19 protein-coding genes are annotated in these 22,494 nt (G+C 69.4%); 12 read left to right on the top strand and 7 right to left on the bottom strand.

Annotated features, from left to right (window positions below; all coding sequences use genetic code 11):
* Position 1: 1 nt before the first annotated feature.
* On the bottom strand, positions 2 to 1,075 hold the full coding sequence (locus ACIOHP_RS43770) for an AraC family transcriptional regulator (protein ID WP_401896443.1): 1,074 nt from the start codon (positions 1,073 to 1,075) through the stop codon (positions 2 to 4).
* Positions 1,076 to 1,291: 216 nt separating this feature from the next.
* On the opposite strand from ACIOHP_RS43770, the gene ACIOHP_RS43765 reads away from it, so the two are divergent.
* The 3 genes from ACIOHP_RS43765 to ACIOHP_RS43755 all read left to right on the top strand — a co-directional run bounded on the left by ACIOHP_RS43765 (position 1,292) and on the right by ACIOHP_RS43755 (position 5,589).
* Positions 1,292 to 2,503, top strand: a complete 1,212-nt coding sequence (locus ACIOHP_RS43765) for an MFS transporter (protein ID WP_401896441.1) — start codon at positions 1,292 to 1,294, stop codon at positions 2,501 to 2,503.
* 246 nt (positions 2,504 to 2,749) lie between these two features.
* Positions 2,750 to 4,798: an alpha-L-fucosidase gene (locus ACIOHP_RS43760; RefSeq protein WP_401896439.1), complete on the top strand. Its 2,049-nt coding sequence runs from the start codon at positions 2,750 to 2,752 to the stop codon at positions 4,796 to 4,798.
* A gap of 539 nt (positions 4,799 to 5,337) precedes the next feature.
* The gene (locus tag ACIOHP_RS43755) at positions 5,338 to 5,589 is read left to right on the top strand and encodes a hypothetical protein (protein ID WP_401896631.1); all 252 of its coding nucleotides are present in this window, start codon (positions 5,338 to 5,340) and stop codon (positions 5,587 to 5,589) included.
* Between the two features lie 114 nt (positions 5,590 to 5,703).
* On the opposite strand, the gene ACIOHP_RS43750 is transcribed toward ACIOHP_RS43755, so the two are convergent.
* The 4 genes from ACIOHP_RS43750 to ACIOHP_RS43735 form a co-directional block, all read right to left on the bottom strand.
* The gene (locus ACIOHP_RS43750) at positions 5,704 to 6,405 is read right to left on the bottom strand and encodes a FadR/GntR family transcriptional regulator (protein ID WP_401896437.1); all 702 of its coding nucleotides are present in this window, start codon (positions 6,403 to 6,405) and stop codon (positions 5,704 to 5,706) included.
* A 90-nt stretch (positions 6,406 to 6,495) separates the two neighbouring features.
* Positions 6,496 to 7,539, bottom strand: coding sequence for an ABC transporter permease (locus ACIOHP_RS43745; RefSeq protein ID WP_401896436.1), 1,044 nt, complete (start codon positions 7,537 to 7,539; stop codon positions 6,496 to 6,498).
* Between the two features lie 2 nt (positions 7,540 to 7,541).
* Positions 7,542 to 9,146, bottom strand: a complete 1,605-nt coding sequence (locus tag ACIOHP_RS43740; protein ID WP_401896433.1) for a sugar ABC transporter ATP-binding protein — start codon at positions 9,144 to 9,146, stop codon at positions 7,542 to 7,544.
* Between the two features lie 128 nt (positions 9,147 to 9,274).
* On the bottom strand, positions 9,275 to 10,324 hold the full coding sequence (locus ACIOHP_RS43735) for a sugar ABC transporter substrate-binding protein (protein ID WP_401896431.1): 1,050 nt from the start codon (positions 10,322 to 10,324) through the stop codon (positions 9,275 to 9,277).
* An 853-nt stretch (positions 10,325 to 11,177) separates the two neighbouring features.
* On the opposite strand from ACIOHP_RS43735, the gene ACIOHP_RS43730 reads away from it, so the two are divergent.
* The 9 genes from ACIOHP_RS43730 (at position 11,178) to ACIOHP_RS43690 (ending at position 19,580) form a co-directional block, all read left to right on the top strand.
* The gene (locus tag ACIOHP_RS43730; protein ID WP_401896430.1) at positions 11,178 to 12,029 is read left to right on the top strand and encodes a fumarylacetoacetate hydrolase family protein; all 852 of its coding nucleotides are present in this window, start codon (positions 11,178 to 11,180) and stop codon (positions 12,027 to 12,029) included.
* A gap of 14 nt (positions 12,030 to 12,043) precedes the next feature.
* Positions 12,044 to 13,381 (top strand): L-fuconate dehydratase, encoded by a 1,338-nt coding sequence (locus ACIOHP_RS43725; protein WP_401896428.1) that lies wholly within the window; start codon positions 12,044 to 12,046, stop codon positions 13,379 to 13,381.
* The gene (locus ACIOHP_RS43720; RefSeq protein ID WP_401896427.1) at positions 13,378 to 14,151 is read left to right on the top strand and encodes an SDR family NAD(P)-dependent oxidoreductase; all 774 of its coding nucleotides are present in this window, start codon (positions 13,378 to 13,380) and stop codon (positions 14,149 to 14,151) included. The genes ACIOHP_RS43725 and ACIOHP_RS43720 overlap by 4 nt, the downstream gene beginning before the upstream one ends.
* Positions 14,148 to 15,176, top strand: coding sequence for an aldo/keto reductase (locus ACIOHP_RS43715; protein WP_401896424.1), 1,029 nt, complete (start codon positions 14,148 to 14,150; stop codon positions 15,174 to 15,176). Before ACIOHP_RS43720 ends, ACIOHP_RS43715 begins: the two co-directional genes overlap by 4 nt.
* A complete protein-coding gene (locus ACIOHP_RS43710) occupies positions 15,173 to 15,484 on the top strand; it encodes an L-rhamnose mutarotase (protein WP_401896422.1) in 312 nt (103 codons plus the stop codon). The genes ACIOHP_RS43715 and ACIOHP_RS43710 overlap by 4 nt, the downstream gene beginning before the upstream one ends.
* Before the next feature lie 168 nt (positions 15,485 to 15,652).
* Positions 15,653 to 16,393, top strand: a complete 741-nt coding sequence (locus ACIOHP_RS43705; protein ID WP_361489875.1) for a (Fe-S)-binding protein — start codon at positions 15,653 to 15,655, stop codon at positions 16,391 to 16,393.
* Positions 16,390 to 17,886 carry a LutB/LldF family L-lactate oxidation iron-sulfur protein gene (locus ACIOHP_RS43700; protein ID WP_361489878.1) on the top strand — a complete coding sequence of 499 codons (1,497 nt, stop codon included), beginning with the start codon at positions 16,390 to 16,392 and terminating at the stop codon, positions 17,884 to 17,886. The genes ACIOHP_RS43705 and ACIOHP_RS43700 overlap by 4 nt, the downstream gene beginning before the upstream one ends.
* Positions 17,883 to 18,521, top strand: a complete 639-nt coding sequence (locus ACIOHP_RS43695) for a lactate utilization protein C (RefSeq protein WP_401896419.1) — start codon at positions 17,883 to 17,885, stop codon at positions 18,519 to 18,521. Before ACIOHP_RS43700 ends, ACIOHP_RS43695 begins: the two co-directional genes overlap by 4 nt.
* A gap of 96 nt (positions 18,522 to 18,617) precedes the next feature.
* A complete protein-coding gene (locus tag ACIOHP_RS43690) occupies positions 18,618 to 19,580 on the top strand; it encodes an expansin EXLX1 family cellulose-binding protein (protein ID WP_401896417.1) in 963 nt (320 codons plus the stop codon).
* 275 nt (positions 19,581 to 19,855) lie between these two features.
* On the opposite strand, the gene ACIOHP_RS43685 is transcribed toward ACIOHP_RS43690, so the two are convergent.
* Together ACIOHP_RS43685 and ACIOHP_RS43680 are read right to left on the bottom strand one after the other, a co-directional pair.
* A complete protein-coding gene (locus ACIOHP_RS43685) occupies positions 19,856 to 20,989 on the bottom strand; it encodes a cellulose binding domain-containing protein (protein ID WP_401896415.1) in 1,134 nt (377 codons plus the stop codon).
* A gap of 224 nt (positions 20,990 to 21,213) precedes the next feature.
* Entirely contained in the window at positions 21,214 to 22,236 is a 1,023-nt protein-coding gene (locus tag ACIOHP_RS43680) for a LacI family DNA-binding transcriptional regulator (RefSeq protein ID WP_401896413.1), read from the bottom strand.
* Positions 22,237 to 22,494 lie beyond the last annotated feature (258 nt).

Here is a 22,494-nt window from a genome sequence, read left to right as displayed (position 1 = left end):
CTCAAAGGCGAGCGGTACGCATCCGCTCCCGCAGCTCAACAGGGGAGGCCCCGTGCCAGCGCCGTACCGCGCGGCGCAGCGCCCGTTCGTCGGAGAACCCCGCCCGGCGGGCGATGTCACGCAGGGTCAGTTCCGGGCGGAGCAATAGCTGTTCGACGCGTTCCCGGCGCACCCCCTCCACGAGTGCCTCGTACGTCGTGCCGCAGTCGGCCAGCCGGCGGCGCAGCGTCCGCTCGCTCGTCGCATGTCGCCGCGCCTGCTCACCGAACGAGGGCACCACCGGCAGGCTCTGCGCGACGGAGATCTCCAGTACCTCCAGCAGGTCCTGCTGGTCACGACGGGAAGCCATCTGCTCGTCGAGCATCTCCAGCGTCGACGCGTAGCCCACCGGATCCCGGCCGGGCATCCGGGCACGGGCCCACGCCGCGTCGATGATCATCCGGTTCGCGGGGGCGCCGAAGCGGACCGGACAGCGGAACAGGGCGCTGTACAGGTCGAGTTGGCGCGGCGAAGGAAAGGAGAACTCCACTGCCCGTGGCGCGAAGGCCGGGTCGACGGCCAGCCGCGACAGGGTGACCACGGAGGCGAACGCCTCCTCGCTCAGGAAGGACGCCACCGCCGGGTCCATGGCGGGATCGGGAAGATCGGCGCGCAGCACGAAGGCGTCGTCCTCCTGACCCACACCGGCCGACCACACCACCATCGCCCCGGACAGGTTCTGGTACTTCACCCCGGTCTCGATGGCGTGCTGGAGCGTGTCGTCGGCCATCAGGGCGAAGCCGAGCAGGCCCCACGCGGTCAGATGCTGTGCCGCGCCGACCCTCAGCCCCAGGCGCTCGTCCCCGGTGAGCTCCAGCGCACGGCGGATCACCGCGCTGCCCTGCCGGTACGACACCCGCAGCGCGGCGGAGCGCATGACGGGCTCGTCGAGCCCCATCTGCTTCAGCAGGGGCCGCAGATCGACACCGCGCTCGTCGGCGACCACGACGAGATAGCGCAGGATGTTCGGCTGGATCGTCGCCGACGTGCTGCGACTGGTGCCGGGCGGGTCTGCCGGGTTGGGGGCCATGGACATCGCACTCACCTTCTCCTCGGCGACCACCGTAAGCAGCGGGCGTCACCGGTCGAAGCGCATGGCCTCCGAAGTCCCCTGTACGGCCCCTGGCGTCCTGAGTCTGTCTTCCGTGCCTGGCTAGGGTTTCGGCCACCCCCACGACCCACACGGCATTCGACTACCTGGTTCTCGACTGTTCACCTCGGCGCACACAGGAATTGAAGGCGCGACAGCATCATGACCTCTCATGCTTCGGTACGGGTGACGGCCGGCCACCCGGTCTCCAGGACCGGTGCCCGTAGGGGCGCGACCCTCGCGTTCGCCGCGCAAGGGGTGTCCGTCGCCGCCGTGTACACGACCGTCCCCGCTGTCACCGAACACCTGAAACTGGCTCCGCTCCTGACCACCGCCCTGTTGGTCGCGGTGGCGTTGATGGCAGGGGGTGGCAGCTTCCTGGGTCTGGCCGCGATCCGTCGCGCCGGTCCCGTCGCCACGATGCGCGGGGCAGTGCTGACGGCCGCGGTCGCACTGGTGCTGATCGGATGGGCCCCTGACGAAGCGACCGCCATTTGCGCGTACATCCTCTTCGGACTCGCTGTCGGTGCCCTCGATGTCGGGGCCAACACCCGGGCGGCGGCGATCGAACGCGCCTACGGCCGCAGCATCTTCGGCTCCTTCTACACGGCATGGAGTGTGGGCGGCGTGGTCGCGGCACTGCTCACCGCCGGGACCGCCCGGCTGGAGTGGCCGGTAGGCGTCGGTCTGAGTGTGCAGGCCGGGATCGTGTTGCTCCTCGCCGGCTGTATCCGCACTCATGCTCTCCCCACCTCCGGCACGGGGCCGTCGGACACCGTCGCGCAGCCGCCGCTGGGACGCCGCCTGTGGATCCGGCTCATCCCCTTCGGCCTGGTCCTCCTCGTCGTCTACGTCGTCGACTCCACGGTCTCGGCCTGGTCGTCGGTCTACCTGCGCCAGACCCTCGCCGCGTCCCTCACGGTCGCGCCGCTGGCGTACGCGGCCTACCAGGCCGGCACGGTCGCCGGTCGCGCCGCCACCGACCGTCTCGTGCAACGGTTCGGAGCGGTTGCCGTCGTCCGCACCGCGGCCCTGCTCGTCGCGAGCGCCCTGATCGGCATGGCCGCCGCGCCGAGCTGGCCCTTCGCCGTGCTCGCGGCCGGGGCTGTGGGGCTGGGAGTGTCCGTCCTGGCTCCGCTGTGTCTGGCCTCCGCCGCGCGGCTGCGTCCCGCTGCCTCTGAGGCGGTCCTGGCACGTCTGAACCTCTTCAACTACGTCGGTGTCATCACCGGCGGCGCGGTGAGCGGACTCCTCGGCTCCACCGGCCAGTTCCGACTCGCCTACGCGGCACCGGCCGCCCTGGCCGCTCTTCTCCTGGTCGCCGCCCGCCATTTCACCTTCGTGCACGTGAGGAGCATACGGGAGACCACCTAGGGATAGATCCGATGTATGGGATGTCCTCGCTAGCATGGTTGCCCCTCTTCGGTCCTGCCTTCTCTGGGAATTCCCCTACCAACGCCTTCTGTCAGGGAATTTCGTCCTGCACCTAGACGCGACTACCGGCGCACCCATATAAATCCATCCGATGTATCTTCTTGGCTCAACGCGGAGCAGGGTCCCAGGACTGACGTTCCGCTCGTAGCGCCCTGCCTTCCTCCCCCTGACACATGGAGCCGCACCATGTCCTCAGCTCCCCTCAGCAGACGCTCTCTGATGAAGGCCGCCGCCCTCGCCGGAGGAGTGGCGGCCTTCGGGCTGCCGCAGGCCCTGTGGCCCGCCACCGCCGAGGCGTACACCGTCCCCTCGAAGATGGACTGGTGGTACCAGGCCCGGTTCGGGATGTTCATCCACTACGGGTCGTACTCGCAGCTAGGCCAGGGCGAGTGGGCGTTCACCAACTCGCAGTGGAGCAAGGCGAACTACCAGACCCAGGTCACCCAGAACTTCAACCCGAGCCAGTTCAACGCCGCCCAGATCGCCGAGCTGGCCAAGAACGCCGGCATGAAGTACCTCGTGATCACGGCCAAGCACCACGAGGGCTACGCGATGTGGAACTCCGACGTCGCGGGCTTCAAGGACGCCACCGGCACCAAGTTGTACAACCTGCGCGACTTCGGCGGCATCCAGAGCGACCCGCTCATGAGCCTCAAGACCGAGTGCGAGAGCCGCGGGATCAGGTTCGGCCTGTACTACTCGATCCTCGACTGGAACCACCCTTCCCAGACCGACCGCCACGACAACGGCCTCTCGACGATGTCGTCGCAGGCCGCCCGCACGGGCTACATCGCCGACATGAAGGCACAGCTTCAGGAACTCCTGGACCGCTACGACCCGGCAGTGCTGTGGTTCGACGGCGACTGGTTCGACGAGCCTTCCAACCCCACTCTGGAGGACTGGTGGCTGCAATCGGACGGCGTCGACCTCTACAACTGGCTGATCGCCCGCAAGCCCGGCCTCATCGTCAACGAGCGGGTCAAGCGGGGCCACCGTCTCGGCGACTACACGGTCGCGGAGTTCGGGATACCCGACGAGCCGTTGGGCCGGGTGTGGGAGCGGTGCGTCACCATGAACGACGCCTGGGGTTACAACGCTTCGAAGGAGAACTCCTACAGATCCGTCAAGGAGATCGTCCAAGAGCTCGTCACGGTGGTCTCCCGGGACGGCAACCTCCTGTTGAACATCGGTCCCAAGGGCGATGGCTCGGTCACCGCGGGATCCCAGACCGTCCTGAACGGTCTGGCCTCATGGATGTCGACGCACAGCGACAGCATTCACGGCACCGGCGGCAGCCCGTTCGCCGGCGAACCCGCATGGGGGAAGGTCACCAAGAAGAGCGGCAAGCTCTTCGCCCATGTCTTCACCTGGCCCACGAACGGCCAGCTGCGGATCCCGAGGATCGACAACACGATCAGCCGCGTCTATCTGTTGAACAACCCCTCGGTCTCGCTCTCGTACACCGTCACCGACCAGATCAACGTCTCCGTGCCGGCCACCGCGCCGAACGCCACCCTCCCCGTGGTGTGCGTCGAGGTCCAGGGCATGCCTACGACGGTCTCACCGACGGTGTTCCAGAACGTCGACTACCAAGGCACCCGCGGCGTTCTGCAGCTGGGCGGTTACACCTCTTCCCAGTTGTCCGCCGCCGGTCTAGGCCCCGCCGCGACCTCCTCCATCCTCGTGCCCGACGGCTTCCAGGTCACGGGCTACTCCGGCGACAACTTCACCGGCACCGCCTGGACGTTCACCTCGAACGCCGCCGACCTTCGGGTGACCGGCAACAACGACGCCATTGCCTCGCTGAAGGTGACGTTCAACCCGGCCACGTACTTCCGCCTGGGCAACGTCACGAGCGGCCTGGTACTGGACAGCGGCGGCAGTGCGTCCAGCGGCTCGAACCTGAAGCAGTGGGAGCCGATGGACCACGCCAACGTCCAGTGGCAGGCGATCGAACTCGGAAACGGCTACTACCGGCTCGTCAACCGCGGCAACGGCATGGCCGCCGACGGCTGGGGCGCCACCGGTAACGGCGACCCGGTCCGGCAGGCCCCCTGGAACGGCGGCACCAACCAGCAGTGGCAGATCACTGACCGCGGCAACGGCCGGTACTCGATAGCCAACCGCAGCACGGGACTGGTCCTCGACGGCGGCGGCATGGTCGCCGAAGGGGCCGCGGCCAAGCAGTGGACATGGCAGCAGAGCACCAACCTGATGTGGACGTTCGGGGCTTGATCCACGGCCGGATGGTCAGGGGTGTGAAGTAACGGGGCGCGGAGCTCCCGTCGACAGGCAGTCCGCCGGAATGACCTGTCGACGGGAGCTCCGTCGCGTGCGGGGAGGCTGAAGCAAGCGCCCGTACAGCCGAGTTGGCCAGGACGCTCGCCTCCGGCGGGGACGCGGACATGGGCAGCTTGAGGTGAGCGCGAGTCCGGGCTCAGCGAACGGAGCAACCTGTCGAGGTTGGTCATGGAGGTGCGCATCGCGGACCGCGTCCGCCGGTTCCTGGATGCGGTTGAGCAGGTCCCCCGGCGGTCCCAGCCCGATGGTGTAGTCGACCTGGTAGATCATCTCCGTCGTCTCCCGGCCGTCCCCGCTCTGCATCGGCGGGAACTCGAAGACGTTGGTCACGTTCTGGAGCGGGGCGAATCCCGTGCCCGTGTCGACGCGACGCTGAAGGGCTCGCTCTCTCTGACCGTCCAGACCGAGTCGGTCTTCAGGGGGCCGAGCGTGTGGTTGCGTTCGGCGTAGGTCCTGCCGATGGTGGCGACACCGTGGTGGTCGGTCACCTCGATCGCACCGGTCCCGTCGTCAGCTTCCTGCCGATCATCCTGATCGGAGTGCTCTTCGGAATCGCGATGGACTACGAGGTGTTCCCGGTCTCCGGGATGCGGGAGGAATGGGTCCGCACCGGCATGGCCCGCCGGTCCGTGATCGACGGCGTCCTGCCCGACCTCGACGTCGAGGGCACACGTCTTCAGAAAGTCCCCGAGGGAGAGCCCAAGGAGTCCGCGCGAGTCGGCTGACCACCGCGTACCTGGCGGCGCCTTCCCCATCGGGCCATGGGCATGGCCCGCCGCCACCCGGTCGGTGCGTGGGAGGGGGAGACCGGATGGCGGCGGGTGCGGAGGGGAGCGGGGTCAGTCGGCGATCGCTCGTATCGGGTTGTCGGCCAGACTGCCGGCGAGCCACTGCTCGACGGCCGTGATGTGGACGGTCGCCGCGGAGACGGCGAGGAGTGCGTCGCGTGACTCGAGCGCGCTGAGGATCTGCTCGTGGTCCGCGTGGGCGTTGTTCAGGGCGTGACCGGCCTGGCTGCCGCGGACGATGCGCACGCGCTGGGTGCGGGTGGAGAGCACTTGCAGCAGCATCGACAGCACGGGGTTGCCGACGGCTTCGACGATCCGGAGGTGGAAGGCGATGTCGTGGGCGACGAACTCCTCGACGGTGGTGACGGTCCGGGACCGGTCGAGGATGCTGCGCAGTTCCTGGAGGTCCTTCGGCTTGAGCAGTGTGGCGGCCAGCCCTGTCGCCTGCGGTTCGAGCAGGCGTCGTACCTGGAGCAGTTGCAGAGCCGTGTGGCCCTGGGACACGTCGGCGGCGAAGGAGAGGCTTTCCAGCAGCAGATGGGGTTCGAGGCTGGAGACGTACGTGCCGTCGCCCTGCCGGGTGATCAGGATCCGCATGGCGGTCAGCGCCCGGACGGCTTCGCGCAGGGAGTTCCGGGACAGGCCGAGCTGTCCTGCGAGGACCTCTTCCTTGGGCAGCCGGGAGCCGGGCGCGAGCTCACCGGCGACGATCATCGCTTTGATCTTGTCGATCGCCTCGTCCGTGAGTGCCACGGGGGTGCCTCTCTGAGTGGGGGATGTGCCGGTGGGCGGCTGCGCCGGGTGGGGCCCGGGGCGGGCGCGGAGCCGCCCATCGGTACGTGGCTATTCCTGCTTCTCGCCGGAAGCGAAGCGGGAGATGATCAGGGCGACGATGATGATGGCGCCGTTGAGGAACTGGTTCCACAGCGGGGGTACGCCGGCCAAGGTCATGACGTTCACGACCAGTTGGAGGGTCAGCACACCGGTGAGCGCGCCGAACACGGAACCCTTGCCGCCGTTGAGGCTGACGCCGCCGATGACGGTCGCGGCGAAGACCTGGAAGATCCAGCCGCTGCCCTGGGTGGCGGAGATGGAGCCGTAGTGGCCGCTGTAGAGGATGCCGGCGAACGCGGCGAGGACGCTGCCGAGGATGAGGACGATCCATACGATGCGGTCGACGCGGATGCCCGCGGTGCGGGCCGCCTCCGAGTTGCCGCCGATCGCGTAGAGCGCCCGGCCGTGCCGGAGCCAGGCCAGCGCACTGCCACCGATGGCGAAGAGCAGCGCGCACACCCAGACGGCGGCGGGCACGCCCAGCCAGGATGCCTTGCCCAGGTAGGTGAAGGAGGCGGGCAGTTCGACGATGGACTGGCCCTCGGAGAGGGCGACTTGCAGACCGCGGAGCATGGTCAGGGCGCCGAGGGTGACGATGAAGCCGTTGAGGCGCAGCTTGAGGATGAGGAAGCCGTTGACGGCGCCGATCAGCGCGCCGACCAGCAGACAGAGCGGGACCGCCGTCCACTCGGGCAGGAGGCCGAGTCCGTTGAACCGGCCGCCGCTGCTCGGCAGGACGAGCCACACGGCGATGACGGGGGCCACGCCGATGGTGGACTCCAGGGACAGGTCCATCCGCCCGGCGATCAGGATGAAGGTCGTGGCGAGGACGAGCAGGCTGAGCTCGGTGGACTGCTGGAGCACGCCGATGAGGTTGTCGGCGGTGAGGAAGGCCGGCGAGACGATGAACCCGATCAGGCCCAGGACGAGGATCGCCGGGACAAGGGACAGTTCACGGAAGCGTCCGAGTTCGATCCGGCGGTGCTTGGTGTGCGCGGGGGTCGGCTCAGCCGTGCTCACTGCGGGCTCGGTGAGATCTGTGGTGGCGGACATGACTACCTTCCGTGCTCGTCTGCGCCGGATGAGGCGGATACGGGGAACGTGGTGGCGGGGGTCGTGTCGCCGGAGACCCCCTCGATGGCGGCGACGAGGTCCTCGTCCTTCCAGCCGTGGTCGAACTCGGCGACCACACGTCCGTGGAACATGACGACGACCCGGTCGCAGACCTTGAGGTCGTCGAGTTCGTCGGAGACGATCAGCGCGGCCTTGCCGTCGTCCGCGACCTGCCGGATGCGGCCCAGGAGGAACTCCTTGGACTTGACGTCCACGCCGTTGGTGGGGCGGATGGCGACCAGTACGTGAGGGTCGGTGGCCAGGGCGCGGGCGACGACGACCTTCTGCTGGTTGCCGCCGGAGAGGGCGGAGACCGGGGTGGCGGCTCCGGGGGTCTTGATGTCGAGGTCCCGGATCATGCGCCCGGCGAACGCTTTGGTGCGGGCGGGCAGCACCGTGCCGAACGGGCCGAGCTGGGCGGTGACGGTCAGTGTCGCGTTCTCCGCCACGCTGCGGTTGTTCACCAGTCCCTGGAGGTGGCGGTCCTCGGGGACCAGGCCGACTCCGGCGGCGAGCGCGGACGGCACGCTGCCGGTGCGTACGGCCTTGTCGCCGACGGTGATCCGTCCGTCCTTGGCGCGGTGCAGACCGGCGACGGCCTCACCCACCTGCACATTGCCGCTGGCCGTGGCGCCGGCGAGCCCGATGACCTCGCCCGAGCGAACCGAGAGGGAGACGTCCTCACAGACGCCGGGCAGTGTCAGGCGCTCGATCGTCAACAGTTCGGCGGAGTCGAACCGCGAGACGGGACGCTCGCCGGCGGTGGCGGTGACCGCGGAGTGGGACTCTCCGGTCATGGCCTCCACCAGTGCCTGGTGGCCGAGTTCGGCGACGGGCGCGGTGAGGATGTGGCCCGCGTCGCGGTAGACCGTGACCGTGGTGCAGAGGTCGTAGACCTCTTGCAGGTGGTGGGAGATGAAGAGGAAGGCGACACCCTGACACTGGAGGTCGTGGAGTTTGCCGAACAGCCGGTCGATGCCGCGGGCGTCGAGTTTGGCGGTCGGCTCGTCGAGGATGATGAAGCGCGCGCCGAAGGACAGGGCGCGCGCGATCTCGACGAACTGCCGCTGTTCGACGGTGAGTTCCTTGGCCCGCGCGGTGGGGTCGACGGCCACGCCGTACTCGCCGAGCAACTCCTCGGCACGTCGACGCAGTTGCTTCCAGCGGATGGGCTGCACGGCCCCGGCGCTCTGCCGGTTCAGGAAGAGGTTCTCGGCGACGGTCAGGTCCCCGATGACGGTGGAACGCTGGTAGACGCAGGCGACCCGGGAGCGCCAGGCGTCGATGTCGCCGAAGGCGGGCGCCGGCTCGCCGGAGAAACGCAGGGTTCCGGTGTCGGGCTGCTGGAGGCCGGTGAGGATGGACACGAGTGTCGACTTGCCGGCGCCGTTGCGTCCGACCAGGGCGTGCGACTCGCCCGGGGCGACGGTGATGCGAGCGTCGCGCAAGGCGACGGTCGCGCCGAATCGTTTGCTGATGCCGGTCGCCTCGGCCACCGGGGCCGGGGTGCCGGGGCCGGTCGCCGGGGCGGTCGCGGTGTCCGCCATGGTGGATACCGTCCTTCGTGTACGGAGGCTGGGGCCGAGGGGCGCGGGTGTGCACTCGGGGTGGGGTGAGGGGGCGTCGGGGTCGGTGATGTCCGTTCCCCGACGCGGCGGGAGGGGGCTGTCGGTCGTCAGCCGACGTTGTTGCCCCACAGCGACTTGTCGTCGACGTTGTCCTTGGTGACCAGGGGCGCGGGCAGCTGGTCCTCCAGGCCGTTGGCCAGCTTGATGATGGTGGAGTCGTGGTCGGTCTTGCCCGGCTGGAAGGTCTTGCCCTCGGCTGCGGCCTTGGCGTAGTACAGCGCGTACTTGGCGTAGAGGTCGGCGGGCTGGGAGATGGTGGCGTCGATCTGGCCCTTGCGGATGGCGTCGAACTCCTGCGGGATGCCGTCGTTGGAGACGATGCTGATGTGGCCCTTCTCCCCGGCGGGCTTGAGCAGGCCCTTCTGCTCCAGCAGGGCCAGGGTCGGCTGCAGGAAGACGCCGCCGGCCTGCATGTAGATGCCGTTCAGGTCCGGGTGCTGGGCGAGCAGGCTCTGCAGCTTCGCGGAGGCCACGTCGCCCTTCCAGTCGGTGGGCAGCTCGAACACCTTGATCTTCGGGAACTTCGTCTTCATGCACTCCGCGAAGGCCTCGGAGCGGTCGCGTCCGTTGATCGAGTCCAGCGCGCCCTGGAACTCGGCGACCTTGCCCTTGCCGCCCAGTTGCTTGCCGAGGAACTCGCAGGCCTTGGTGCCGTAGGCCCGGTTGTCGGCGCGGACCACCATGTAGACATCGCCCTTGTCGGGTCTGGTGTCGACGCTGACCACGGGGATCTTCTTCGACGCGAGGGTGTCGAGGGTGGAGGCGATGGCGCCGGTGTCCTGTGGGGCCATGACGACGGCCTTGGCGCCGGTGTTCTGGAACACCTGCACGTTGGCGACCAGCTTGGTGACGTCGTTCTGGGAGTTGCTGATCGGCAGGGCCTTGATGCCGTCGGCCTTGATGTCCTTGTCGATGTACTGCGCGTAGGAGTTCCAGAAGTCGGAGTCGGAGCGCGGCAGGTCGATGCCGATGGCGGGCTTGCCGCCGTCCGAGGCGACCGAATCGGTGCCCTCGCGGTTGCACGCGGTGGCGAGGGCCAGTACCGCGAGGACGGCGGTGGCGGCTGCAGCGGTGGAGCGGGTGCGAGCGAGCTTCATGGCCGTGTTCTCTCCTTAGCCAGGGGCGCGGGGCCCGCAGGGCGAGGTTGGGAGGGGATGTACCTGCCTGCGGGGGACGGGCGAGGTCGCCGGACGGGCGGGTGTCGAACCGGAGCGGAAATGCGCGGATCATGCCCGATTGGGTCGGAAGTGAGGGTCGGTCAGGGGGCCGAGGAGGCGGAGGCGAAGCGGCGCACGGATGCGAGCCGAACAGGCGCACTGGGCGATGCGGACCATTCCTCCGATGTATCCCGGACGTCGAGGACGTTACGACGGCGTTGCCGACATTGACAAGAGTTCGCCGCCAGAGATTTGCGGGACTCCGCTCCGCGGGGTGGCGAGGTGTCGTCCCGCTCCTGGGGTGTCGCGCCGGAAGACCTCCTACCTGCATATTCGCGGTCGTCTTAGGGAGCGGGCGCCGCGCTGTGTCAGCTCACAATTCGGAAACGGGGGGCGGCTGGCCGGTGGGAGAGGCCGTCTCGAGGGGAGGAATCTGCCCGAGTCGGCTAGTGGCCAGGCTGGCCGGCGCCCTCTGATCAGGGGAAGTCACCCCTGTGGATCGACTGTGGATTCATCGGATGGTGAGGAGTGGGTCGGCTTCGTAGGCCAAGCGTGACCATGGAGAACCCGCCTTGATGGGTGCTTGGTAGGCGCCGCCGAGGAAATACATCCGAGGAATCCTTGTCAGGTGCGGATCTCCGCATCTAAGGTCACCGTGCCGCCATACATCCGATGACTGTCGACGCAGATGAGTGAGACCCCCGGAACGGTCCGGCTCACCGCACGGCAGGCGTCCCCGGCTCTACGGCCGACCACCCCCCAGACGAATCCCGCATGACAAGGGAGCTCCCCAGTGAAACTGCTACGAGTCGGCGCCCCCGGTCAGGAGCGACCCGCCGTCCGCACCGAAGACGGCCGGCTGCTGGACCTGTCCTCCGTGACCCCGGACATCGACGGCGTCTTCCTCGCCTCCGGCGGAGTCGACCGGGCCCGTGCGGCCGTCACGGCGGCAGAACTGCCCGAGCTCGATCGGGACGGCCTGCGGGTGGGCGCCCCCGTCACCCGCCCCGGCAAGGTGATCTGCGTCGGGCTGAACTACCGCGACCACGCCGCCGAGACCGGCGCGGCGATCCCGGCGCGCCCGGTGGTGTTCATGAAGGACCCGAGCACGGTCGTCGGTCCGTACGACGAGGTACTGATCCCCCGCGGCTCGGTCAAGACCGACTGGGAGGTCGAGCTGGCGGTCGTCATCGGACAGCGGGTCCGCTACCTCGAAGGACCTCAGGCCGCACGTGACGTCATCGCCGGGTACGCGATCAGCCACGACGTCTCGGAGCGCGAGTTCCAGCTGGAGTACTCGTCGCAGTGGGACCTGGGCAAGTCCTGCGAGACCTTCAACCCGCTCGGCCCCTGGCTGGTCACCGCCGACGAGGTCGGCGACCCGCAGAGTCTCGGGCTGCATCTGAGCGTCAACGGCGTGAAGCGGCAGGACGGCCACACCAGCGACATGATCTTCGCGGTCCACCACATCGTGTCGTACCTGAGCCAGTACATGGTCCTGGAACCCGGTGACGTGATCAACACCGGTACGCCCGCGGGCGTGGCCCTGGGTCTTCCCGGCACTCCCTACCTGCGCCCCGGCGACATCGTCGAGCTCTCCGTCGACGGCCTCGGCAGCCAGCGCCAGACCTTCGCCCAAGCGTGAAAGGCAGCACGATCTTGACTGCAACACCCGCACGGATCATCGCCGTCGACACCTACGACGTCCGTTTCCCCACATCCCGGGAACTGGACGGCTCCGACGCGATGAACCCGGATCCCGACTACTCCGCCGCCTATGTGGTGCTGAGCACCGACGCCGGCGACGGACACGAAGGCCACGGCTTCACTTTCACCATCGGACGCGGCAACGACGTCCAGGTCGCCGCGATCGACGCACTGCGGCCCCATCTCATGGGCCGTTCCGTCGAGGAGCTGTGTGCCGACCCCGGCTCACTCAGCCGCGACCTGATCGGTGACAGTCAGCTGCGCTGGCTCGGTCCCGAGAAGGGCGTGATGCACATGGCGATCGGCGCCGTGGTCAACGCCGTGTGGGACCTGGCCGCCAAGCGGGAGGGCAAGCCGCTGTGGCAGCTGCTCGCGCACGCCGCCCCGGAGTGGCTGGTCTCCCAGGTCGACTTCCGTTACATCGCCGACGCCCTCACGCCCCAGGACGCCCTCACCCTCCTGCGCGAGGGCCGGACGGGACTTGCCGACCGTGAGGCGGTGCTGCTGGAGCGCGGCTACCCGGGCTACACCACCTCACCGGGCTGGCTCGGCTACTCCGACGACAAGCTCACCCGGCTGGCCAAGCAGGCCGTCGCCGACGGCTTCACCCAGATCAAGCTCAAGGTCGGCGCCGACGTCGAAGACGACATCCGGCGCCTGCGCACCGCCCGCGCCGCCGTCGGCGACGACATCCGCATCGCCATCGACGCCAACCAGCGATGGAACGTGGACGAGGCGATCGAGTGGACCAAGGCGCTCGCCGAGTTCGACCCGTACTGGATCGAGGAGCCCACCAGCCCCGACGACATCCTCGGACACGCCTCCGTACGGCAGGCGGTCGCCCCCGTGAAGGTCGCCACCGGCGAGCACGTGCAGAACCGCATCGTCTTCAAGCAGCTCCTCCAGGCCGGCGCCGTCGATGTCCTCCAGATCGACGCGGCCCGCGTCGGCGGGGTCAACGAGAACCTCGCGATCCTGCTGCTAGCCGCCAAGTTCGGCGTGCCCGTCTGCCCGCACGCGGGTGGCGTCGGCCTGTGCGAGCTGGTGCAGCACCTGTCGATGTTCGACTACCTCACGCTGTCCGGCACCACCGAGAACCGTGTGATCGAGTACGTCGACCACCTCCACCAGCACTTCACCGCGCCCGTGGTCATCCGCGACGGCCACTACACCGCGCCGCTCACCCCGGGCTTCTCGGCCACCATGCGGCAGGAGTCCATCGCCGAGTACCGCTACCCGGACGGCACGTTCTGGGTCGCCGACCGTGCCGCTCAGGAGGAGGCGTCATGACCGGTCTGACCGGACTCAGGGCCGTCGTCACCGGGGGCGCGTCCGGCATCGGGCTCGCCACGGCCCGCGCACTGGCGGCGCAGGGTGCGGCGGTGGCCGTCCTCGACCTCGATCCGGACGGCGCCGGCGAACCGCTGCTCGGCTTCAAGGCCGACGTCGGCGACGACGTCTCCGTGCGCGCCGCCGTGGACGAGGCGGCGACACGGCTCGGCGGCATCGACATCCTCGTCAACAACGCGGGCATCGGGGCAGCCGGCACCGTCGAGGACAACGACGACGAGCAGTGGCATCGCGTCCTGGACGTCAATGTCCTCGGCATCGTCCGCACCACCCGCGCCGCCCTGCCCCACCTGCGTCGCGCTGCCACTGCCCGTCCGGGCACTGCGTCCGTCGTCAACACCTGCTCCATCGCGGCCACCGCGGGACTGCCGCAGCGCGCGCTCTACTCCGCCAGCAAGGGTGCCGTGCTCTCGCTCACGCTGGCGATGGCCGCCGACCACGTCCGTGAGGGCGTCCGCGTCAACTGCGTCAATCCCGGCACCGCCGACACCCCCTGGGTGTCCCGGCTGCTGGACGCCGCCGACGACCCGGAGACCGAGCGCGCAGCCCTCAACGCCCGCCAGCCGATGGGCCGTCTGGTGACCGCGGACGAAGTCGCCGCCGCCATCGTCTACTTGGCGAGTCCGGCAGCGGCGTCCGTCACCGGCACCGCGCTCGCGGTGGACGGCGGAATGCAGGGACTGCGGCTGCGCCCGGTGGACCGGTCGTGAGAACCACCAGGTTGGGCGGCAGCGCCGTACCGGTCTCGGAACTGGCGCTGGGCTGTGCCGCCCTCGGCAACCTCTTCCACCCGGTCACCGACGAGACCGCCCACGCCACGGTGGACGCGGCCTGGGACGCCGGCATCCGCACCTTCGACACCGCGCCCCACTACGGTCTCGGTCGGTCGGAACGACGGCTCGGCGCCGCCCTGCGCGACCGCCCTCGCGACACCTACACCCTCTCCACCAAGGTGGGCCGGCTCCTCGTGCCGCACCCGGACGGCGGCGCCGGCGACGACCTCGCCCACGGCTTCGCCGTCCCGGCCACCCACCACCGGGTCTGGGACTTCAGCGCCGATGGAGTGCTGTGCTCCCTGGAGGCCAGCCTGGAACGCCTCGGAGTCGACCACGTCGACGTGGCCCTGCTGCACGACCCGGACGACCACGCCGAGCAGGCGCTGCGCGAGGCGTATCCGGCGCTGGAGCGGCTGCGCGCCGAAGGAGTGATCGGAGCGATCGGCATCGGCATGAACCAGTCCGCGCTGCCCGCCCGGTTTGTCCGGGATACCGACATCGACGTGGTGCTGCTGGCCGGCCGCTACACCCTTCTGGAACAGGACGGGCTCACCGAACTGCTTCCGCAAGCGGCAGCCCGCGGCCGGAGCGTGGTCATCGGAGGGGTGTTCAACTCCGGTCTCCTGACGACCCCCCGGTCCGGCGCCACGTACGACTACGCACCCGCACCGCAGCCGGTGCTCGACCGCGCGCTGCGGCTGCTGGCGGTCTGCGAACGCCACGGCGTGCCGCTGCGCGCCGCCGCGCTGCGCTTTCCGTTCGGTCATCCCGCGGTCGCGAGCGTCCTGACCGGCGCGCGCTCCCCGCACGAGGTGCACGACACGGTGGAACAGCTGACCCGCCCGATCCCGGACGCGCTGTGGGACGAACTGCGCGCCGAGGGCCTGCTGGACCCGGGCATCCCCGTCCCCGCGGCCACCCCGACCGAGCAAGCCATGCCGTCGAAGGAGCCGTCATGAAGGTCGCCCTGCACACCAAGGTCCGCGCCGACCGCATCGAGGAGTACGAGGCCGCGCACCAGGAGGTGCCCGAAGAACTGACCGCCGCCATCCACGCCGCGGGGGCGAGCGAATGGACGATCTGGCGCAGCGGCACGGACCTGTTCCATGTGCTGGAGGTCGAGGACTACCAGGCGATGATCGCCGAACTCGACCGGCTGCCCGTCAACATCGCCTGGCAGGCCCGGATGGCCGACCTGCTCGACGTCGTCCACGACTACTCCGCGCGGGGCGGGGACGCCTCGCTGCCGGTGGTGTGGCACCTGTGACCGGCCCGTCTGCCGGCACACCGCCACCTACGCCGAAGTGATTGCCGCCGCACGCGAGTTGACGGCCGGGCTCGGGTCGGCCGAGCGCCACGACGTCTTCACCCGCACGGCCGTGCGGACCTACGACCTGTCCGTCCCCGCACCGCCGGCCCCGCACCAGGAAACCCCATGCGCATAGCCCTCTTCATCACCTGCTTCAACGACACGATGTTCCCTCGCACCGGTCGCGCGGTGACCGAGCTGCTGGAACGCCTCGGCCACACCGTGGAGTTCCCGCAGGGCCAGACATGCTGCGGCCAGATGCACTTCAACACCGGCTACCGCCCCGAGACGCTGCCCATGGTGCGCCGTTTCGCCGAGGTCTTCGCGGGCTACGACGCCGTCGTGGCCCCCTCCGGGTCCTGTGCGGGCATGGTGCGCGACCACCACCGTGTGGTGGCCGCCCAGTACGGCGACGACACTCTCGCCGAGGCGGTCGAACAGGTGGTGCCGACGGTGTACGAGCTGTCGGAACTCCTCGTCGACGTCCTCGGTGTCACCGATGTCGGCGCGTACTTCCCGCACCGCGTCACCTACCACCCGACCTGCCACTCCTTGCGCATGCTGCGGGTCGGCGACCGGCCGCTCCAACTGCTGCGCGCGGTGAAGGGCATCGACCTGGTGGAACTGCCCGCCGCCGAGTCCTGCTGCGGCTTCGGCGGCACTTTCGCGCTGAAGAACGCGGACGTGTCCAACGCGATGCTGGCCGACAAGATGCGCCATGTCCTGGACACCGGCGCCGAGTTCTTGTCCGCGGGCGACAACTCCTGCCTGACCCACATCGGCGGCGGCCTGTCCCGGCTCCGTACCGGCGTCGGCACGATACACCTGGCCGAGATCCTGGCCGCCACGGAAGGGGACGTACGGTGAGCGGTGCCGACAACGTCGTATGGCTGGACACCCCGGCCTTCCCCGAGGCGGCGCGCACCGCGCTCGCCGACACCCGGCTGCGGGCCAACCTGCGCCGCGCGACCGGCACCATCCGGGACAAGAGGCTGGCGGTCGCCGCCGAACTGGAGGACTGGGAGGAACTGCGGGAGACAGCCGCGACGATCAAGCGTCACACCCTCCGCCACCTCGACCACCACCTTCTGCGCCTGGAGAAGGCGGTGACCGCCGCGGGGGGAGTGGTTCACTGGGCGGCCGACGCGGCCGAGGCCAACCGCATCGTGACCGCCCTGGTGCAGGCGACCGGCGAGGACGAGGTCGTCAAGGTCAAGTCGATGGCGACCCAGGAGATCGGCCTCAACGAGGCGCTCGCGGACGCGGGCATCCGTGCCTACGAGACCGATCTCGCGGAACTCATCGTGCAGCTGGGCGACGACCGCCCCTCGCACATCCTCGTGCCGGCCATCCACCGTGGCCGCTCCGAGATCCGGGAGATCTTCCGCCGGGAGATGGGGGAGTGGGGCAGGCCCGCCCCGGAGAACCTCACCGACGACCCCCGCGACCTCGCCGAGGCGGCCCGGCTCCACCTGCGGGAGAAGTTCCTGCGGGCCAAGGTCGCCGTCTCCGGCGCCAACTTCGCGGCCGCCGACACCGGCACGGTGGTGGTCGTGGAGTCGGAGGGCAACGGGCGGATGTGCCTGACCCTGCCGGAGACCCTGATCACCGTCATGGGCATCGAGAAGGTCCTGCCGACCTTCGCCGACCTCGACGTGTTCCTCCAGCTCCTGCCCCGCTCGTCGACCGGCGAGCGGATGAACCCGTACACCTCGCTGTGGACCGGGGTCACCGAAGGCGACGGACCGCGGAACTTCCATCTGGTGCTGCTCGACAACGGCCGCACCGCCACCCTCGCCGACGAGGTGGGCCGCCAGGCCCTCGCCTGCATCCGCTGCTCGGCGTGCCTCAACGTCTGCCCGGTGTACGAGCGGACGGGGGGCCATGCCTACGGTTCGGTCTACCCAGGGCCCATCGGAGCCGTCCTGACCCCGCAGCTCGTCGGCATCGAGAACGCGGCCTCGCTGCCGTTCGCCTCGACCCTGTGCGGAGCTTGCTACGACGCCTGCCCCGTGAAGATCAACATTCCCGAGGTGCTGGTCCATCTGCGCGCCGAGGCCGTGGAGGCCAAGCGCCGGGACCGGCTGTTCCCCACGTCCGAGGCGCTCGCCATGAAGGCCGCTGGTGTGGTTCTGGGCTCACCGCGGCGGCTGGCCGTCGTGCAGCACCTGGCCGCACTGGGAGCCCGACTGGTGGCCCGCGACGGCAGGGTCGGTGCCCTGCCCGGGCCGTTCGCCCGTTGGTCCGGCACCCGGGACACCCCGGCGCCGGCCCGAGAGTCCCTGCGCGCCTGGTGGCGCCGTACCCGACCACCCAGCAGCGAGGACAGCCGTACGACGGCGGAAGGGAAGGGACGATGACGAACGGCCGCGAGAGCGTCCTGAGCGCGATACGAGGAGCGCTGTCCGGCGTTCCAGGTTCGGAGCGCCCTGACGACGTACCCCTTTCACCCGGTCACCGCACCGACCACGCGGGACCGGACGTCGTCGGGCTGTTCGCCGAGCGTTCCGCCGAGTACCGCGCCACGGTGGTCCGTGTTCTGCCGGCCGATGTCGCGGCGGCCGTCGGTCGCGCCCTGGCCCGCACCGGAGCACGCTCCCTGGTGGTGCCGCCCGGGCTCCCCGAGGACCTGGTTCCGGAGGGGCCCTGGTCCCTGCTGACGGACGTCCCGCCGCTGACGGTCGGACAACTCGATGCCGCGGACGCCGTGGTCACCACCGTCGCCACCGCCATCGCGGTCACCGGCACCGTGACCCTCGACCACGGTCCGGGTCAGGGGCGGCGGGTCCTGACCCTGCTTCCGGACCAGCACATCTGTGTGGTCCGGGCGGACCAGATCGCTCCCGACGTACCCGAGGCACTGCGGCTGCTCGACCCCTACCGCTCGCTGACGCTGATCTCCGGCCCCTCGGCCACCAGCGACATCGAACTGGACCGTGTCGAGGGCGTGCACGGCCCCAGGACTCTCGACATCGTCGTGGTGGAGGACGCGTAGCCGACGCGATCGAAAACCGATCGAAAAATCCGGCAACCTTTCCGGCGCCTGTGACCACTGAGCAGTGCAAGCGACACGCTCTTCGAACGGATGGACATGCAAGAAACACGCCAGGCCGCGCGGCAGCGCAGACACAGACGCCGGCTGATGGTGGGTACGACCACGGGGTTGGTCGTCGCAGGTCTCCTTGTCTGCCTGGCCATCGTGATGCAGCCGGACCGCAAGGGGGATGCCGCGCGGGCCGCGGCCACGGCCGTCGCCAACTCTGAGGAGAGCGGCCTGCCCTCGTCGCCGGCGACGAAGTCCGCCACGCCGTCCCCGTCCGCGGCGTCCGCCTCGCCCAAGGTCAAGAAGTCGAAGTCCAAGAAGCCGAAGGCCTCCGCGTCCCCGTCGGCGACGCCGTCACCGGCTTCCCCGCAGAAGGCCCCTGGCACGTCGTCCTTGGCCGGGCGGATCCGCGGCAAAGTCACCTACCCCGGCGTCGCCACCGTCTACAAGGCCGGGGTCGGGGACGGCGCCTGCTCGTACGGGCCGAGCAGCGACATGATGATCGCGGCGATGAACACCACCGACTACGAGACGTCCAAGGCCTGCGGGGCACACATACTCGTTCGCGCGGCGAACGGTGCCTCCGTCACGGTCCGGATCACCAACGAATGCCCGCTGCCCTGTGCGCCGGGGCAACTCGACCTCAGCGAACAGGCTTTCGCCAAGCTGGCCCCTGTCTCGACCGGCCGGATCGCCATCACCTGGAGCCTGGTGAGCCCCAGCTCGGCGGGGACGATCTCGATCCGCTACAAGAACGGATCCAGCCCCTACTGGTGCGGTGTCCAGGCCATCGGGCACCGCAACCCGATCGCCCGGCTGGAGGTCAGCACCGGCGGCGGCTGGCGCGAACTGACCCGCACCGACTACAACTACTTCCTCTCTCCCAACGGCAGCGGATGCGGCAAGGCGATCCGGCTCACCGACATCTACGGAGAACAACTGACCATCAACGGCATCGCCTTGCGGCCGGACGTCGTGCAGTCGACGGGAGTCCAGTTCGCCCGGCACTGACCCGGTGCCGGTGTGTCAGGCCGACCGACCGGACTGGATACCCCAACCAGAGTCGGTGAGACGGCCGCAGAGAACGCGAGGCGGCCGGGTCGAAGCTGCGGGGACCGCGCGAGGTGACGGAAGGCCGGGCCCGAATACTGCGGTTGACACGAAACCCCCGGCTGACGACGCATGGTCACCCGCGGGAGTGGTACCAAGGGGGGAGCTCTGTATGACCCCCGGGACCCGCCGTTCGGCATGGGGGAAGCCGGCGGGCCCCGGAGGGGGAACGTGGGTCACGCGGTGGTGCAGGCGGTGCCGTTCAGGCTGAAGCCGGAGGGCTTGGTGAAGGTGCCGCTGGAGGTGCCCTGGAACCCGAAGGTCGCCTGGCCGCCGGCCGTCAGCTGGCCGTTGTGCGACACGTTGGTCGCTGTGACCGCTCCTGAGGACCCGGAGAGGTTCGCGTTCCAGGCATTGGTGATCTGCTGCCCGGAGGGGAGGGTGAACGCGAGCCTCCAGCCGCTGACGGCGGAGGTGCCGGTGTTGGTGATGGTGACGTCGGCGGTGAAACCGCCCTGCCAGGCGCTCGCCGCGTACGCCACCTTGCAGGCCGTGGAGCCTCCGGGGGTGCCCGGGTCACCGGAGGAGCCGCCCTTGTTGACGGTGGAGGAGAACGAGTTCACGGCGAGGCCCGCGCCGTTCTGCCAGGGCTCGAAGCCCGCCTGGACACTCGTCAGGTACCAGTTGTTCTGGGCGAGTCCGCGGGAGACGGCCTGCCGGGCGAAGTCCATGACGTCGAAGCTCCAGCTGCTGATCGCCGACGGAGCGACGAACGACAGCACGTCGTTCCCGCCGTTGTTGCCGGACCACACCTGCCAGTCGCGCCCGCCCACGTTGGCGTTGCCGACCGGGGAGCCGATGGGCTGGATGGAGCCGACCTTGTTGAACCAGATCATGATCTCGGTCCGGTTCACGCCGTCGGTGCGGGGCGTGGGGTCGAGCCAGATGTCGTACGAGGCGTTGTACGTCGCGTCGTTGACGAAGCCGTAGGAGATGCTGCTGGGCGCGCTGGAGATGGTGCTGAGCTGAGCGGGAAGGTTGGTGCCGGGCGAACAGTTGGTGTAGTGGCAGCCGTTGTAGACGGACGGGTAGGACTTCGGAGCACCGTTCGTGGGGACGGATCCGTCGGCCTGGGTGATCCTGAACCCCGAGTCGGTTGCGGTGATGCACTGTGTGGCGCTGGTGCCCCAGCGGTTGTTCTGCACTACGTAGCGGCCCTGGATGGTCGTCGTGCCGAAGGGTTGGCAGATCGTGGTGTCGGCCTGCGCGACCGGGGCGGTGGTCAGAAGCGCGGCGAGCGAGACGAGCGAGGTGAGCAGCGCGCCGAGCAGGCCACGCGCGCGGCGGGCATGGTGCGGTGATGGACGCATGCGGATCCTCTTCAGGGGGCGGGGGGAACGGGGAAGCGCACGACCTTGTGAATGGGAGCGCTCCCAATCCTGGGTTCGGGCAGGACTGTAGGGAGGGTTCAGGTCCATGACAAGGCTGTCGACAGGAACGCGTTGAACCGATTTGGGAGATGCAGGTCAGGCAGGTCTCGCGAGACACGGCGCGCCGGTTCCGGGAGCGCGCCCATGGCGTGTGCGGGCGATGATCAGGTCGACTCGCGGACCACCAGCTCGGTACGGAGGATGACGTGACGCCAGGCCACGGCGCCCTCCTCCATCTCCTCCAGGAGCAGACGGATCATGGCCCGCCCGATCTCATCGATGGGCTGGCGAACCGTGGTCAGTCGTGGTTCCGTCCGCTGTGCCAGCGGAAAGTCGTCGAAGCCGATCACGGCGACGTCCTCGGGCACCCGGCGTCCGGCCGCGCGCAGGGCCTCCAGTGCTCCCGCCGCCGTGGTGTCCGACGCGGCGAGGACGCCGTCGATGTCCGGATGCCGTTCGATGAGCTCGGTCATGGCACGGCGTCCGCTCTCCGCGGTGAAGTCGCTTTCGGCGGCACGGGTCTTCTCGACCTTCAGGCCTGCCATCACCAGGGCCTCTTCGTAGCCGCGCAGTCGGCACTGGGCGGCGTGCAGATCGAGCGGCCCGGTGATGGTGGCGATGACCCTGCGCCCCCGCCGCAGCAGGTGGGAGACGGCGCTGCGGGCTCCGCCGACGTTGTCCACGTCGACGTAACTGACGTACTCGTCACCGGAGCGGCGTCCCAGCAGCACGGTGGGCAGCCGGGCGTCGGCGAGCATGTCCGGCAGCGGATCGCCGGCGTGCACGGACATCAGCAGGACGCCGTCGACCCGGCCGCCGCGCGCGTACTCGAGGAAGCGCCGGCGCTCGGCGTCCGAGCGGACCAGGGTCAGCAGCAGCTGTATTCCGGTGTCCGTCAGGGCGTCCCCGAGCGAGGTGACGATCTCGGAGAAGAAGGGCTCCGCGAACTGGCGCCAGTCCGGCTCCGTCATGACCAGGGCGACGGCGTCGGCTCGCCGCCCGGCCAGGGAACGGGCCGCGAGATTGGGCACGTATCCCAGTTCGTCGATGGCCCGCTGTACGGCCCGACGTGTCGACTCCTTCACGCCCGCGGCGTTGTTGATGACGCGGGAGACCGTGCCCCGCCCCACCCGCGCGTGGGCAGCCACCTCCTCCAGCGTCGGTGCCTCCGGACGCCGTCTGCCCATGCCACCTCCCCCAAGAGATCACCGATCTTACCGGCCGGAGGGGATCGAGCACACGACTTCACCAGGGGTGTGGTCACAGAGGGTTGTTCTGCCCCCAAGGATTGGGAGCGCTCCCGTTCCGCCGCGTCTTGCCGCACTCGCGGGAGAGGGCCGGGCGACCCCTGGGGGGTGCCCCTATGTCTTTGGTCAAGGTGGTCGGGTCGGTGTCTGGTGGGTCTGGCAGTGTGGCTGTCGTGAGTGATGACGTGTCTGTTCGGG

This window comes from Streptomyces sp. NPDC087859 (assembly GCF_044742595.1).
In the GTDB taxonomy this organism is placed as follows: domain Bacteria; phylum Actinomycetota; class Actinomycetes; order Streptomycetales; family Streptomycetaceae; genus Streptomyces; species Streptomyces canus_F.
This window is presented reverse-complemented; position numbering and strand designations above follow the sequence as displayed.

What these genes read in the sequence shown, in the direction of transcription:
- ACIOHP_RS43770 (WP_401896443.1), bottom strand. Translation starts at nt 1,075, where the DNA reads ATGTCCATGGCCCCCAACCCGGCAGACCCGCCCGGCACCAGTCGCAGC.
- ACIOHP_RS43765 (WP_401896441.1), top strand. Translation starts at nt 1,292, where the DNA reads ATGACCTCTCATGCTTCGGTACGGGTGACGGCCGGCCACCCGGTCTCC.
- ACIOHP_RS43760 (WP_401896439.1), top strand. Translation starts at nt 2,750, where the DNA reads ATGTCCTCAGCTCCCCTCAGCAGACGCTCTCTGATGAAGGCCGCCGCC.
- ACIOHP_RS43745 (WP_401896436.1), bottom strand. Translation starts at nt 7,539, where the DNA reads ATGTCCGCCACCACAGATCTCACCGAGCCCGCAGTGAGCACGGCTGAG.
- ACIOHP_RS43740 (WP_401896433.1), bottom strand. Translation starts at nt 9,146, where the DNA reads ATGGCGGACACCGCGACCGCCCCGGCGACCGGCCCCGGCACCCCGGCC.
- ACIOHP_RS43735 (WP_401896431.1), bottom strand. Translation starts at nt 10,324, where the DNA reads ATGAAGCTCGCTCGCACCCGCTCCACCGCTGCAGCCGCCACCGCCGTC.
- ACIOHP_RS43720 (WP_401896427.1), top strand. Translation starts at nt 13,378, where the DNA reads ATGACCGGTCTGACCGGACTCAGGGCCGTCGTCACCGGGGGCGCGTCC.
- ACIOHP_RS43710 (WP_401896422.1), top strand. Translation starts at nt 15,173, where the DNA reads ATGAAGGTCGCCCTGCACACCAAGGTCCGCGCCGACCGCATCGAGGAG.
- ACIOHP_RS43705 (WP_361489875.1), top strand. Translation starts at nt 15,653, where the DNA reads ATGCGCATAGCCCTCTTCATCACCTGCTTCAACGACACGATGTTCCCT.
- ACIOHP_RS43695 (WP_401896419.1), top strand. Translation starts at nt 17,883, where the DNA reads ATGACGAACGGCCGCGAGAGCGTCCTGAGCGCGATACGAGGAGCGCTG.
- ACIOHP_RS43690 (WP_401896417.1), top strand. Translation starts at nt 18,618, where the DNA reads ATGCAAGAAACACGCCAGGCCGCGCGGCAGCGCAGACACAGACGCCGG.
- ACIOHP_RS43685 (WP_401896415.1), bottom strand. Translation starts at nt 20,989, where the DNA reads ATGCGTCCATCACCGCACCATGCCCGCCGCGCGCGTGGCCTGCTCGGC.
- ACIOHP_RS43680 (WP_401896413.1), bottom strand. Translation starts at nt 22,236, where the DNA reads ATGGGCAGACGGCGTCCGGAGGCACCGACGCTGGAGGAGGTGGCTGCC.